General features: G+C 44.2%; 11 protein-coding genes. All 11 read right to left on the reverse strand.

Translation table 11 applies throughout. The features are described 5' to 3' along the window. Positions 1 to 12: 12 nt before the first annotated feature. Positions 13 to 1,479: a Kelch repeat-containing protein gene (locus DVG78_RS11145; protein ID WP_114461153.1), complete on the reverse strand. Its 1,467-nt coding sequence runs from the start codon at positions 1,477 to 1,479 to the stop codon at positions 13 to 15. A 20-nt stretch (positions 1,480 to 1,499) separates the two neighbouring features. Further along, positions 1,500 to 2,201 (reverse strand): hypothetical protein, encoded by a 702-nt coding sequence (locus DVG78_RS11150; protein ID WP_114461154.1) that lies wholly within the window; start codon positions 2,199 to 2,201, stop codon positions 1,500 to 1,502. 45 nt (positions 2,202 to 2,246) lie between these two features. Then, positions 2,247 to 2,567, reverse strand: a complete 321-nt coding sequence (locus tag DVG78_RS11155) for a hypothetical protein (protein WP_114461155.1) — start codon at positions 2,565 to 2,567, stop codon at positions 2,247 to 2,249. Between the two features lie 42 nt (positions 2,568 to 2,609). Beyond that, positions 2,610 to 4,382, reverse strand: a complete 1,773-nt coding sequence (locus DVG78_RS11160; RefSeq protein WP_114461156.1) for a 3-coathanger stack domain-containing protein — start codon at positions 4,380 to 4,382, stop codon at positions 2,610 to 2,612. A gap of 115 nt (positions 4,383 to 4,497) precedes the next feature. Continuing rightward, complete coding sequence (locus DVG78_RS11165; protein ID WP_114461157.1) at positions 4,498 to 5,304, reverse strand: RHS repeat protein; 807 nt, start codon at positions 5,302 to 5,304, stop codon at positions 4,498 to 4,500. A 189-nt stretch (positions 5,305 to 5,493) separates the two neighbouring features. Beyond that, positions 5,494 to 6,978, reverse strand: a complete 1,485-nt coding sequence (locus tag DVG78_RS11170) for a glycoside hydrolase family 5 protein (RefSeq protein WP_114461158.1) — start codon at positions 6,976 to 6,978, stop codon at positions 5,494 to 5,496. Positions 6,979 to 7,190: 212 nt separating this feature from the next. Next, positions 7,191 to 7,922: a LytR/AlgR family response regulator transcription factor gene (locus tag DVG78_RS11175; protein ID WP_158550006.1), complete on the reverse strand. Its 732-nt coding sequence runs from the start codon at positions 7,920 to 7,922 to the stop codon at positions 7,191 to 7,193. Further along, positions 7,900 to 10,989: a sensor histidine kinase gene (locus DVG78_RS11180; protein WP_114461160.1), complete on the reverse strand. Its 3,090-nt coding sequence runs from the start codon at positions 10,987 to 10,989 to the stop codon at positions 7,900 to 7,902. Before DVG78_RS11180 ends, DVG78_RS11175 begins: the two co-directional genes overlap by 23 nt. An 85-nt stretch (positions 10,990 to 11,074) precedes the next feature. Continuing rightward, positions 11,075 to 12,289: a serine hydrolase gene (locus DVG78_RS11185; RefSeq protein ID WP_229598200.1), complete on the reverse strand. Its 1,215-nt coding sequence runs from the start codon at positions 12,287 to 12,289 to the stop codon at positions 11,075 to 11,077. A gap of 257 nt (positions 12,290 to 12,546) precedes the next feature. Beyond that, positions 12,547 to 13,869: a DEAD/DEAH box helicase gene (locus DVG78_RS11190; protein ID WP_114461162.1), complete on the reverse strand. Its 1,323-nt coding sequence runs from the start codon at positions 13,867 to 13,869 to the stop codon at positions 12,547 to 12,549. Between the two features lie 68 nt (positions 13,870 to 13,937). Beyond that, positions 13,938 to 14,768, reverse strand: coding sequence for a helix-turn-helix domain-containing protein (locus DVG78_RS11195; RefSeq protein ID WP_114461163.1), 831 nt, complete (start codon positions 14,766 to 14,768; stop codon positions 13,938 to 13,940). Positions 14,769 to 14,817 lie beyond the last annotated feature (49 nt).

Genomic DNA, 14,817 nt, shown 5'->3' on the forward strand with positions numbered 1-14,817 from the left:
GAATTAGTATAATCAATTCTTTTGATATAGGTAGAGAGCTTTAGGAGTGGGTGACTGAACGTCTTTTTTCATCAAATGCCCAGGGCTTAAACCAAATATTACCATGTCTTCCTCCGTCCAAACAGCGGTGTGCTTTGCGTAAGAAAAACCCCCTAAAGTAATTGGGTCATTACTCCATGTATCGGTTACTGGATCATATATCCCACCATCATTTAATACCGTATTGCCATTTCCTATCCCACCAAAAATTATCATTTTTGAGCCCGTCCATATCGCCGTATGATACCCTCGGGGGGACGGCTTGTTGACAGAATTTGCGGTAGCCCAGGTATCTGTCTGGGGGGTGTATATATAACATGCATTAGAATAAGGCCCAATTCCGCCACCAAAAACAATCATTTTTGCGCCTGTCCATACGGCAGTATGCCCAAATAATCCTGTTGGAGCATTGCTCATTTGAAACCATAAATTATTGAATGGGTTATAAATTCCTCCTGAGGCATAGGTATTGTCTAAATAATTATTAGCACCTCCCCAGACAATTACATTTGAGCCAGTCCAAACGCACGAATGCCACTCCCTTGGTGAGGGTGCATTGACTGTACTTATTGAAGACCAAGCGTTTAAAGAAGGATTGTATAGTTTACCATCACCGATTGTCTCATAGTTGTAGTTCTCTCCTCCCCAAATCATCATTTTATCACCCGTCCAAACAGGACTGAATCGTCGTCTTGCGGAGGGAGCATTGACAGACGCCATCGTACTCCAAGTATTTGTATTTGGTGAATAAATGGCACCATCATTCACCAATCCTCCCGAAGATATACCTCCCCAAACGAGTATATCTGTTCCTGTCCAAATAGAAGTAGCATGATACCCCCTGGCAGTCGGGGCGTTCGTACTGCTTATTGGTGTCCAAGAATCTGTGTTCACGTTGTATAATTTCCCGTTGCCAACATAACTGCTTGAAAGTGTTTCATAGCCCCCCCATATAAACATGCCGCTTCCCGTCCAAACACCAACGTGACCTTCACGAGCCGAAGGGGCATTGAGCGCATTTAATTGCCTAACCCAGCCATAAGACCCGGTGGACAATTGGTTAAATGACGAGGTGGTGATGCCTTTGAGCGAATAACCCGCATTTTGTAAAGCTATATTGGTTTTAGTCTCACTGAATAGGACAGTTCCCGAAGGAATCACTTCGGGTGCTACCCAAGTCGTTCCGTTGTGATATTGCAACTTACCCGTAATGGCATTAAAAACCATCATGCCCGATTGGGCTACGGCAGGCAGTACAGTCACAACGGGTATCGTGATAGCGTGGTTGGTGCCACCACTTGGCGGAAACCCCTGATTCATTTTGTTTTGTACATTCACCATCGCACCATTGGCCGGGGTGGGCTCAATGGTGATGGATTGGGAAAGGGATTTTTCCTTCGCCAAAATCAAACAAGAAATAAGTAAAAAAGCCTTTTTCATCCTTAACAGGGGTTTATTTTCTAAAAAAATACACTGGCAAACCAACCTCCAAATGCCTGCCACCAACCCGACATCTGATAGTTCCAAACAAGGTGTAACGCTACCAAACCACCCAAAATGACCGCAAACGGCTTAATCGAACGACCCTTAACATAGTCTAACACTAGGAAGACGACTGCTACCAATTCGGTAAAATACATGGTATAAATAATGGCAACGGGAAAAGGAATGCCGCCGTAAATAATCATAGCCCGGCCAATGCCCGGCCCAATCATCAGGAGAGATGTGCCAATCATATAGCGCATGTGGTAAGCCGACCGATGCCGATACACCATGGCCAGCGCATAAAATGAGCCAAAAACCACAATATTAGGAATATCAAGCGCAAGCCCTCCGATAACGACCTCTTTGGCCATTTGTGAAATGTTACGCAGGTACTGGACTTTCGTTACCCAAAAGATAGAAAACAAAACTAACGGTAATAGCACATACGAGACCTTCCCGAGTTGGCGATGCCATTCTGGCTTTTTGTATTTAATCAACAACGGCTGCACAATGAGCATTCCAAACCACGCCATGAGCATAGCTCCGTGGAAATGATGCGCGGTAGAAAGGCCTTCAAAAGTGGGAAATTTGACGGTGTAGGTCTGGTGAAAACCCACCAGTACACACAATAAAATACCCACAAAAAAGTAGCTGATGTTTTTGTACGACGTTTCCATGAGGTAAAGTGGTTTAAAAAATTCAGTATGAATAAGGTATATCGGTCATCTGATTTTGACCTCTACCCCTTTGTTTTCAAGATTGATTTGCTTATTGATGGCTTTGATGTTTTGCTGAATGCTTTTGCCCAATTCTGGGCTTAACTGCTTGGTAAGTTCACTGATAGCCGACAGGATAGCAATGTCCGTCACCAAATCTTTACTGATAAGTTCCGCTTTTATAACCTCCGAAAAATGTGGATTCAATAAGACAAAATCCTTTCTTTTGGGGATAACGGGACCTTGCAAGGGCGGCAAGTCTTTGCTGTAATATAATTCGATACAGTACCGCGGGTTTTCTTTAGGAAAACAGATAACAGTTTGCATGGTTGTAGTATTTTAATTGTTGAAAATAACTTGATTGTAAACCTATTGACACCCACCGATATACGCCGTAAAAACAGTACCCTTGTCTGCTCTGAAGCCGGGCTTTAACTCAATGCCTTTTTCGGCGAGGTATTCTACTCGGGTAGTTATAGGAGGAGTTGGTGCCAAGATTTTATTGGCCGCGGTGATGCTATTGGCTACGTTGAGAGGGTAAGGCGGGGTAGAAGTGAAATCATCGGCAGGGCTCATAAAATCATAACTCGATGCCCCCAACACCCGCACAAACTTGGGCGAACCCATGCTGATTGTATAACCACTTGTAGTAACACATTCGGCCTTAAAAAAGATAGCCGTGCTGAGGGGAATGGTATTGGGAACCAAATAATCAAAATTGATTCCTGTATGTATTAAAGTCGGCGTTTCGCCCTCGGGATAGGCATACCACTTTACTGTTCCTGCACAACCTTCGGAAGTGAGTTTTACATATTTGTCTTGGCAGGGATAATTCGGCGAAACGGTGAAGTTGCGTACTGAGAGGCTGGCAACCCAAAAATCTCCTACTCCATGATTTCCTGATACATCTCCATTGTTTGAACCCGTCACACCTGCGATTACATAACCGCTACCAGTTTGTATAATGGAAAAGGCAAAATCGTTACTTGTTCCTCCCAATGCTTTTTGCCATTCAATTGTACCCACATTGCTCAATTTAACAACCCAATAATCCAAATTTCCATGATTCCCTGATACATCCCCATTATTAGACCACGTAGATCCAACTACGATATACCCCCCATCCCACGTTTGAACGATTGCTCTGGCCTTATCTTCTGCAGTTCCTCCCAAAGCTTTTTGCCATTCAATTGTACCCGCATTACTCAATTTAACGATCCAACAATCATAGTTTCCGTGATTTCCTGATACATCCCCGTCATTTGATTTTGCATTACCCGCCACGATATACCCCCCGTCCGTCGTTTGAGCAATTGAGTAGGCAACTTCGAGATTACTTCCTCCCAATGCTTTTTGCCATTCAATTGTACCGACATTACTCAACTTAACTACCCAAAAATCACCAAATCCATGATGGCCTGCTACATCCCCATCATTAGAGCCAGAATAACCAGCTACGATATACCCCCCGTCAGTCGTTTGAACGATTGAATTGACAGCTTCAGAACCGGTTCCTCCCAATGCTTTTTGCCATTCAATTGTACCTACATTGTTCAATTTAACGACCCAACAATCATAATATCCATGATAATCTGGTAAATCTCCTTCAATCCAATTTGCATAACCCGCGACTATATACCCACCATCCGTCGTTTGAACAATTGAGTTGGCCACATCGTCGCCCGTTCCTCCCAAAGTTTTTTGCCACTCGATTAGACCCACATTGCTTAATTTAACTACCCAATAATCCTCCGCTCCAAGAGTACTATGATTACCTGAAACATCCCCATCATTTGAATTTGACGAACCCGCAACTATATACCCCCCGTCGGTCGTTTGAGCGATTGAGTAAGCCAGATCGTCACGAGTTCCCCCTAGTGATTTTTGCCATTCAATTGTACCTATATTGCTCAATTTAACTACCCAATAATCATAACCTCCATGATTGCCTGATACATCCTCGTCATTTGAGTCGGTATAGCCTGCTACTATATAGCCCCCATCACTGGTTTTCTGTACAGAAAAGGCTCTGTCATCTTTTGTCCCTCCCAATGACTTTTGCCAAGAGACGTTGATGATAGCTTGCGCAACAAGCCAATGCGATACCAGTAAAAAAACGATAGATAAAAGTGCTTTTTTCATGAATTGGAGTAGGGTTATCGTGTATTTAAACGAAGTAATTAGGAAATACCAACGGGCCGAAAATTAGTGAATATAACCGAGGGGCTATTGGTAAAAAAACGACATCTTTTGTATGTCAATCACAATCTGTGAAAGAAAACGCCTCACTGAAAGCACCGTCGTAAGTAATGGCAGCGGCGTAGCCTTTGGCATTGGTTTTGAGGTCGGTTCGCTTTGATTCAAATGATTGTTTTTGGCCATTTTCATCCATAAAATACCCTTTCAAGGTAAGCGGCACATTGATTTTCCAAGGGCTATAATTCTCAAAGAAATTCAGAGAAATACCTTTGAGAAGCTGAAAAGGATGTTTAGCATCATCGTAGGTATAGTCAGTTTCGGCCATAATCAAGGTTCCTGCTGAAACCTTCTCTTTTGATACATTTCCTTTGGCGTCATATTCGTAAGCAAAAGTGATTTTGCCAACAGCATCCGGAGATTCATTCGTTTTTTCAATCAGCTGTTTATTGGCATTGTATTTAAGGGTCGTTATTTGCGACACCTCGTTTTTGGCACAGCCACACCTAACTTCAATTTTAGTGAGCAGCCCGTTTTCATACGTAAAAATCAGGGGTTGAGAAGCCAATTGCGTCCCCTTTTCATCTACATAGGTCTGGTTACCGCTTTTGAGTTGGCCATTGGCTTCGTATACAAAGGTGGTAGTCTGCGTTAAGATTTGGCCTTGGGTTTGTTTAAAGCGAGCCGATAGCACCCGCCCTTCGTTGTCAAAGCTGTTGATTTTAATTTCATTCCCCATCAAGTCGGTAAAATTACTGAGTTGGCATACTTTGGTGGAGGTTGAATTGGGGGTAGGAGCCTCGTTTTTTTGGCAGGAAAGAATCGCCAAAACTTGAATGATTGCAAAAAAATAGTTTAGCGTTTTCATGTGTATTAATGCGCGATTTTAGTAGCACTTAACTGAATCAAAAATAGTGAGCGATTCTATTCATTTTTGATACGTTGTATAACTGGAAGAAGTGAGTGTATAAGTGGCAAGGCACCTGAAAACGAGGCAATAAAACAAACAAAACCACCCCGAAAGGTGGTTTTATAGACAATCGAAATAGAGGAGAAGCTACTGAACAGCGATGTTAAAAGAAGAACCATCGTTGTGAAAAACAGTCAGTATAGCGCTTTGTAATCCCGTGTAATTGGAAACAAAGCCGGTAAAAAACAGCCCGGGCGGGGTCGTAGGAGGCAGAAACCTTTTTTTCGTTTGCATGGAGACAGCCGCCTGCCCCGGCCTTAATTTTCTTAATACCTCCACCGTCAGGATATACTCCCTGATATTGACCTCAGTGTCAATGCACTTAAAGGTAATTTTGGTTTTGTTGGTCAACGACCCCGCCGTCCCTGTATGAGTGACCCTGTAATCTATGCGTTCGTTCAAAACCATCAGCCTTTTCACCAGTGGATCTACATTTTCTTCAATACAATTGACCACACCAAACGAATCAGGTAGATTGACCACATCAGGAGCAGGATTGAAAAAGGTAAACGGCCCTTCAAAATCCCACCAACACCAGTCAATGGCTTGTTTTTTGAACGAATCCAACATGATTTTCATAAACCTTTCGATGCTGCCATCATTGGGAATGGTCGGAATATGGCGGTGAAGCCCCCATTCTCCGCACCAAATCGGCAAATCGCCGTGACGTCTTGACCAATCTTTGGCGTCTTTGATTCGTCGATCAATAAACTCGACCGTTGCCATGCCAAAGCCTGTTCCGTTGCGCATGTCTTTGTCGTAATTGGCATGTTTAAACAATCCCTCATGAAAGCCATTATCTTGGGTTTTACATTCATTATGAGGTATATAGGGAGGCAAAGGCAATTTGAAAGGAAACGAAAAGCCACTGGCCTGATAGCAAAATGCACTCACAAATCCCTGATTAGTAAAAGGTTTTGGCTCATACGAGTGAAAGGTATAGAGTATGTTGGGCAACCCCAAAGGCACAAATGCCGTCAGCCCTTTGTCGGCATACCCAATGTCATTCCATTCATTTCCACCCACCACCATCCAACGATTAGCGTGCTGCGGGATGGACCGAATGGCGTTGATAATGGTGAAATAATGTTGACGTAAAGTTGTGTTGTCAATCTTTTCATCAGGTTCATTGAAGATTTCAAAAAGAACATCATCAGAAGCACTCAGTACGGCAGGGCGTTGAGCAATTTGCTGCCACATCGACAACACCCGCGCTACATCAATGGTAGGAGCATGGTGATAACTGATAACCAGCTTCAGGCCGTATCGTTGGCAAGCCGCAATCATATTTTCCAACACAATCCAATAGCGATGATTGGGGTCAATAAGTGAGGTATTGAGTTCGGCCCAGCAATGAAACGTAATGGGCAAGCGGACGGTGTCAAACCCCAATTTTTTAATAAGGGCCACATGGGCGGTTGCTTCGGCAATCCGGGGCGCTGAAATTTGGTCACGCCCAAGCACTCCCGCATCCATATAGTCGATACCGTTATGGTGTACAACGGGCTTGTCAAACGTACCGCGCCATTGCCAACAATAGCGCGAATAATTGATTCCTTTGCCAAGTTTCATTGGGGTAAGTTTAGGGTTATTTACAAAAAAATCAGTCCCGCCCCCGCAAGGGCTATCAACACAAAAAGTAACCAGGAAAGGAAACGTTCTCGGCGATTGGGCAAGAGTGGTCGTTTCATAAAAATCAGTGGTTTGATAATCCTAATTTTGCTGATTTTCTGACTTGACTTAGCCACAACTGTATAACCGGGACACTTGCCTGTATAAGTGGGTTAAAACCCAATTACCTCCAAAAATTCTTTCTTTTTGCGCTTCGATACGTCCAGTTCGGTGCCGTCGGAGAGCAATACACTGCCGCCTTCGCCCCGTAAATACTCCCGGATGTGTGCCAAATTGATCAATGTGGAGTGGTGAATTCTAAAAAATTGCAGATTTTCCAACAAAGCTTCGTAATCGCCCAAATTGCGCGACGAGACAATTTTCTGGTTGTTTTCGAGGTAAATCGTGGTGTAGTTACCCTCCGAGACCAGATACAGAATCTCTTTGATGGGCAAAAAGGAAATGCCCCGCAGCGAAGGCACGGGGATTTTATCAAATTGGGCATTCAGTTTTTGAAAAGCCGAACGTTCCGTTTTCCGTTTGCTTTTTATTTTTTGCACCAATCGGCCCGCAGTGTCTTCCAACTCTTTGACACTAAAGGGCTTCAGTAAAAAATCCACCGCACTTTGTCGAACCGCCTGAATGGCGTATTCGCTGTGAGCCGTGGTAATAACGACCTCAAAGGTGCGGTCCGGAAAAGCCGACAGGAAGTCAAAACCATCCATTTCGGGCATTTCCACGTCCAAAAAAATCACATCGGGGGCAAGCCTTTCTATGTGCTTGGCCGCTTCCGGAGCCGAATCAAAAGTTTGAATTACTTTAATCTCATCAGACGCCTTTTGAATTTTGAGATGAAGTGCTTCAAGGCTGACGATTTCGTCGTCAATCAACACTGCCGTTATCATGTTGTTGCAAGGTTTGAAGGGTAAGTAAAGGTAAACGCAATTCGACAATGGTGCCGGTATCATTCTCAAACTGAATGTCTTTGATTTTCAACGAAGTTTTGTCGGGATAGAGGTCGTTCAGCTTGCGAATGCGCTCTTCGGTGAGCGCCGTTCCCAACGACTGTGCTTGGTATTTTTTGAAAGCGTTGACTTTGGCTGATGCCTTTCGGCCGATGCCGTTATCAATGATGTTGCCAATAAGTAGCCCTTCGCCCATTTTTAGATGGATGTACAATTCTCCTGATTCTCCTTTTTTGTGGCGCAGGCCGTGCAGAATGGCATTTTCGACCAAAGGCTGAAACAGCGTAGATGGAATAAGGTATTGCCGTTGATTGAGCCGAGGGTCGATGGTGATTTCATAGTTAAACTTACCGTTACTGCGCTCCTGCTCCAACTGAATATACAACTCCAACGCTTCTAATTCTTCCGCAATAGGAATGAATTCCTGTCGTGAGTTCTCTAAAATCATCCTGATCAGTCGCGAAAATTTTTGCAAAAAATCACTGGCCTGACTCGTTTTATTGAGCATAATGTAGGCGTCAATCGTGTTCATGCAGTTAAAGATAAAATGGGGGTTCATCTGCGACCGCAACGCCATGATTTCAGCTTCGGCTTTCACGCGTTTGATTTCTTCCCTGTATTTTACTTCGGCCCGTATTTGACTGATTCTGAGCCGATAAAACATATACCCCATCCCCATAAGTGTAAATACCAGCAAAGCCCTGAACCAAAGCGTACGCCAAAAAGGGGCGTGAATCACCACCTTCAGCGTGCGCGTCTCCGAGCTTATTTTCCCCGCCTCATCGGTAGCCCTGACCGCAAACCCATACGTACCCTCTCGGAGGTTGGCATAGCGTACCGTCGTTGGATTGGAGGTCGTAATCCACTCGGCATCTACTCCCTCCAACTGATAACGTAGTTTCACTTTTTGCGGAAATCCGTATTCGATTCCTGACAAATCAAGGGCAAAAGAATTCTGGTCCGGTTGCAGCTCTATTTCAGACGTTTCACCGATGTAGGTATTGGTGACCAGCGGTTTTTCATGGGCGTACAGGCCCGTAATTTGTACCTTCGGCCTCACACTATACTTGTTGTTTGCTTGTTGATCAATGACCGTTACCCCGTTGTTGCCACCAAACACGGCCCGCCCGTCGGGCAATAGAAAGTTACCGTACCAGTCATACTCTTTAGAATTGGCCCCTTCGCGGGACGTAAAGTTCAGATACTCATTCTTGACATGATCAAAGTGGGCAATTCCCCGATTGGTGACCAACCAATGATTGCCGTTGGGCTCGGGAACAAGATTCGTGACGGCATTGTCGGGCAGGCCGTCTTTTTCGGTCAACAATCGATAACCCAAGGTGCGTTTATTGACCAGTGCCAATCCCTGATTGGAGCAAAACCACAAACTGTCGGACGGCATAGCCGCCGCAAACCAATGAACCCTAAACGGAAAATCTAAACGCCGATGAGCAACCTTCCAAGTACCTGATTGTTTGGACAATACCACCACCCCCGACCACCAATTGACCGACAAAAACACCTGCTTCGTAGATGCATCATAGTACATAGGGTGGCAGCCTACAAACTTTTCATTGGCAAAGGCGGCGACAGCATTGATGTAAAACGTTCCATTTGTTTCGACGATTTCCAACAAACCATTGCTTGAAAACAAATAATGCCCCGGCGACGTTTCTACCATAACGACTGCTCCCCCGATTACACTCTTATGGGCTTTAAAAGGCAGTTGAATTGATTTCTTCTGAACGGGGTCAAAAACTTCTACGCCATTTCCGTTTATAAACCAAATCCGTTCTTTTGTATCGCACAGCAACGTAAATTTTCCATCATAGCGATTCATAAACCGCCCCTGTGCGTCCAATTCAACGACCCCGCCGCTTTGTAGATTCAGATAAGAATGGTCACGCCAACGCACCAGACTTGCCACATGGTTATCGGGCAAACCCAAGGTCGTAACTTGATCGGCCGTAAGCCAATGCGCCGACTGAATACGGTTAAGATTGGTGTAATCTACCCCAAACCCAGCCTGTGCCACAAAAAGATTACCTTCGGCATCCAGATAAATAGTTTCAGCCATATTGGCCGCCAAGCCGTCGGGTTTGGAAGGAGAATGATACAGTCGTTGTACAAACTTTTTTTGGGAAAGGTCAAATACATACAACCCCACATTGGAACCAAACAGCAATTGATTTTTGTAACGTACGCCGCGTGTCAAATAAGAAACAGGCTGCCCTTCAAAAGCAGTTATCTTTTCAACTGCTCCGCTGCGGGTATTCAAACGAGTGAGTCCGGTGTATTGGCCCGTTTGCCAAAGAATAGAGTCATTTTCAACGACGATGTATTCACCAATATTGGTTTGGGCAGGCTGTTTTGTACCGTCAAAAAAATATTCAACTTTGGTAACCTGCGTGTTTTTTAAAGAGATTTTCGTAATACCTACGTTGTTTTTACCACCGCTGTAAAAAGCTTTCAATTCCTTAAATGGGGGGGTATGCGAACGGGGAAGCGTGATATTTACCTCATTGGTAACAAACGTAAACATTTTTGAATCAGGATTATAGACATACAATCCCGCCTTTTTGATACCCGACAGGCTTACCCATAACCTGCCCAGGTGATCAACATGATAAGGAAATGCCACCGATTTAGCCTCTCCCGTTGGCGATTTGATGAGGGTAAATCGGTCTGTTCGGCGCTCGTAGAAATTCAGTCCTTCGTCGGTTCCTACCCACAAATTACCTTTGGCATCTTCAACAATGTTTTTGATGTCCCCCCCTCTAATGTTTGAATTGGAGGGTTTATAAACCCGGCATCTTACACCGTCGAAGCGATTGAGGCCGTTGAGCGTGCCCATCCACAAAAAACCCCGCGAATCGCGGTGCATAAAAAAAACATTGTTGTTGGAAAGTCCTTCTTCACGCGTCAGGTGATGAAACGACAATTGCAAGGGAGTTTGGCCCAAAGCCCCCATGTTACCCAGCAAAAGGAAAAGTAAATACTTGGGCATGGAGGTGGCGGTTTATCCCAAAAATAAACGAAAAAACCGCACTTTAACCAATCAATTTAGTAAACGGTATGCGCTCACGCAGATTTTAATTATCCACGTCTTTAATAACGGGCCGGTTGTCATTCATGCGTTTCTCATACGTGATGTTGAACTTTCCCAAATTTGGTCGATATGTCCTTTTGCGCGCCAATTCATATCGGTAAATCGTTTGTCCCAATTGATACAAAAACGGATGACCGACACTTTCGTATTCATACTTATTATCGTTCAGAATGCCGTCGCTGTTGACATACACCGTTGCCGACAGCATGTATTCTACCTTGTTTTTAAAATCTATTACGTACGACGCATCCGTCAAAAAACCGTATGCCCAACCCACTTTATTGAAAACCCTCACCCCTTCCGGCAGTTGGTGATGAGTGCTATCCTGAAAAAAGAATTTGACGTAACTATCGTAGTATTGCGTTCCGTCATATTTTGGATAATTGGTTTCGCCCGGAAACTGAGAAAGGTATTGATACAGAAAGCCGTAATCTTCTTTTGTCAGATTGAACCGCTGTTTGGCCGGTACCGACAGCGGAAACATCACCGATTGCAACATCTGTTGAAAAGCCTCCAGCGGTAATTTATTGCGCGTTGTAAAATCAATCGGCTCGTTGATAAGACTGTCTTTTGCGTTCATGTATCCCTTCCCTACTTTTGCGATTCGGCTAAAATCAAACGGGTCAGAGTTATACGCTGCGGGTTGGGCCACGATCAATGAGCCATCTTCATTGATAAAACGGATGGGATTGGTATGGCGATTTTCGTCGGGGGTCATACGCACAAAACGGTGCGTGATGCGCGTATCGGGGTATCCTTTGGCGTGTAATGCGCGGTTGATAGCCTGCTGCCCCACAAACTCATACATGCGGCTGTACGCATCATTGTCGCTGACCAGAAAAGCTTTTTTGATAAAATGAGCAATGGAAGGGTATCCGTTTTCAGAAGTCTCATCTTTCCATTCCCGGGTCTGGCCGCCAAAGGCACTGTCAAACTGCATCGCCGTAAACTTATTGACGCCCGGCTTGTTGATTTGATTCAGCTTTTCCAAGGACAACAGCGCCAACGGTAACTTGACGGTAGAGGCAGGATTGAAATAAAAGGTGCTGTCCAAATTAAAATAGAAATGCTTAAAAGAGGGCTTGTTGTTTTTATCCCGATCAATCTGTGTATAAATAACCTGAAGGCGGTATTTTTCGGGATGTCTGATCACTTCCTGAAAAATGGCATGTGGGTTTTCGGTCATCAGTTGCGCCATCAAAACATGGGTTTTGGGCTGAGAATGAGCAACCGAATTCGATAAAAAAATGAATAATAATACGATGCAGTGAAGAGATAATTTGTGCATAACTATCAAGAAAAATTATTCCTGCAATTTTGGAATTAAATTCCAAAATTGCAGGAATAATTTCAGGCCGACACCATGTACTTGCTCAACAAATGGTGGGTGAAGACACCCACCACAGCATAAAGACACCTACCGCAGCACAAAGACACACGCCACAGCACAAAAAACTACCGTGCTACTTCAATTTTATACTTTTTGCCTTTCATTTTCTCTTCCTTGATTTTCTCCAACAGCGCTTTATATTTGGTACGTTTTACGGCGGCGAAGGAGATATAATCTTTCACTTCAATCAGCCCCAAATCTCCTTTTTCGAGTTCGCCTTTTTGGGAGAAAAAACCGACAATATCCACTTTGTTTAGCTTATTTTTCTTACCTCCGCTGACATAAATCGTCACAAATTCGGGCGGGCTGGGCAACGGGTAAGTGTCCAAAAGCTGAATTTCAATCATGTTGTTTTCCACGTATTGCGGGCGCACTTCGTCCTTTTGGAAAATCAAGTACGAATTGCCCGTGGCGTGCATTCGGGCCGTTCGGCCATTGCGGTGAATGAACTCGTGCTCATGGATGGGCAAATGATAATGGATGACGTGCTTCATTTCGGGAATATCCAGCCCACGCGCCGCCAAATCGGTGGTTACTAAATAATTAACGCTACCGTTTCTAAACTGAATCAATGCGCGTTCGCGCGCATCTTGGTCCATGCCGCCGTGGTAAAAAGCCGCCTCAACACCCCGTTCCTTCAACAATTCGCAGGTTCGCTCCACGGCATCGCGATGGTTGCAGAAAATCAACGCCGACTCAGAATGTAGCGAACAAATCAGCCGAAACAACGTATCGGCCTTGTCTTTATCTTCCGAAATCACGGCCTTCATCACCAAAGCCTGCGGGCCTTCTTCCTCGGGTGTAAAATTGACAATGTTGGGCGTGACCAATCCCACAAACCCAGGAATTTTGATACCTGCAGTCGCCGATACCAGCACCCGTTTGGTGAGATTTCGCAATCCATCCATGATAAAAGCCATTTGCTCCTGAAAGCCCATTTCCAAAGACTTATCAAATTCATCCAAAATCAGCGTCTGAATATCGTCCAATGAAAACGAGTTGCGCGTCAGGTGGTCGGCAATGCGGCCCGGCGTACCAATCAAGACCGCTGGAGGCTCACTAAAATTCTGGATTTCGGTCGCCATCGCGTGCCCTCCATAACACACATTTACTTTAAAACCCGTGGCCATTTTTTTCCAGACCTGCTCAATTTGCATCGCCAACTCACGCGAAGGAGTAAGAATCAAACACTGTACCGTCTGTTTTTCGGGTTGAAGTAATTGTACCAGTGGCAATAGAAAAGCTAAGGTTTTGCCAGAGCCAGTTGGAGATATCAATAACGTGTTATTATTGTTCAAAATAGCTTTTTGAGCCGCTTGTTGCATCGGATTTAATGCTTCAACACCTACGTTGGAAAGTATCGTTGAAATGGGTTGATTGTTGTTCATGCCGCAAAGGTACGGCCTTCTGACGGGATTTGAGAATTTGAACAGAGCCGTGGTAATAAATCTGACAATTATGTTTCTACAATTCCGAAGACACGTTCAGGGGCTTGCCTATCCGTTTCATAAAAAGCAGTGGGCGTCAGGTTTGTAAAATCCTTGTAATCTTTTACCAAATGTTGATAATCATAATATCCACAGGCAAGCGCAATCGTCAACCAATCCCAATCAGGATGCTTGTTTTTAGTTCGAAAAGATTTTTCAAAACGATTAATTCTATCAAACATTTTAGGGCTTACCCCAATGCGCTCTTCAAATTTTCGAAAAAACTGTCGCCTACTCAAGCATGATTGGTCCGCCAATTTATCTATACTTAATCCATGATTGGGTTGCAAAATCAATGTTCCTACTTTATCAATCGGACGCCAGTCTTGGGGTGATTTCTTTATGATATGCTCAAGAAATTTTTCGATATGTTCAAGCATCTCTTTCAGACTATCTGTGCTGTTGAGTTGTTGGCATACGTGTCGAACTTCCTTTCCCCACACCGCCTCGGCATCAATAAACGTGTTGGTTAATTCGTACGAAGGAATACCCGTAAGTAGATACAAAGCAGAAGGTTGTAGAATTACTTTGACCGCCCAAAAATCATGGCTTCCATACCGATAAATTGGCACATTATGAATGCCATTGATAATGCATTGTGGATAAGCAATAATGTGAGGGAGCGTGGCAAAACTGAATTTTTGGGCATCACGCACATAAAAAGTAATACAATGCTCAGCACGCGGGACATGATACTTAGGAGGAGGCACAACATTGTTTTCGAACACAAACCGAAAGACCTCATACTTTCTGACAAATTCAGAAAGGCCAGGTTTAGAGGGGATATCCTGAAGTATCATTGTTTTGCAAAAAAAGCATTGTGATTCAGCTTATTAACAAATTTACCCT

Source organism: Runella aurantiaca, from assembly GCF_003339505.1.
Lineage (GTDB): Bacteria > Bacteroidota > Bacteroidia > Cytophagales > Spirosomataceae > Runella > Runella aurantiaca.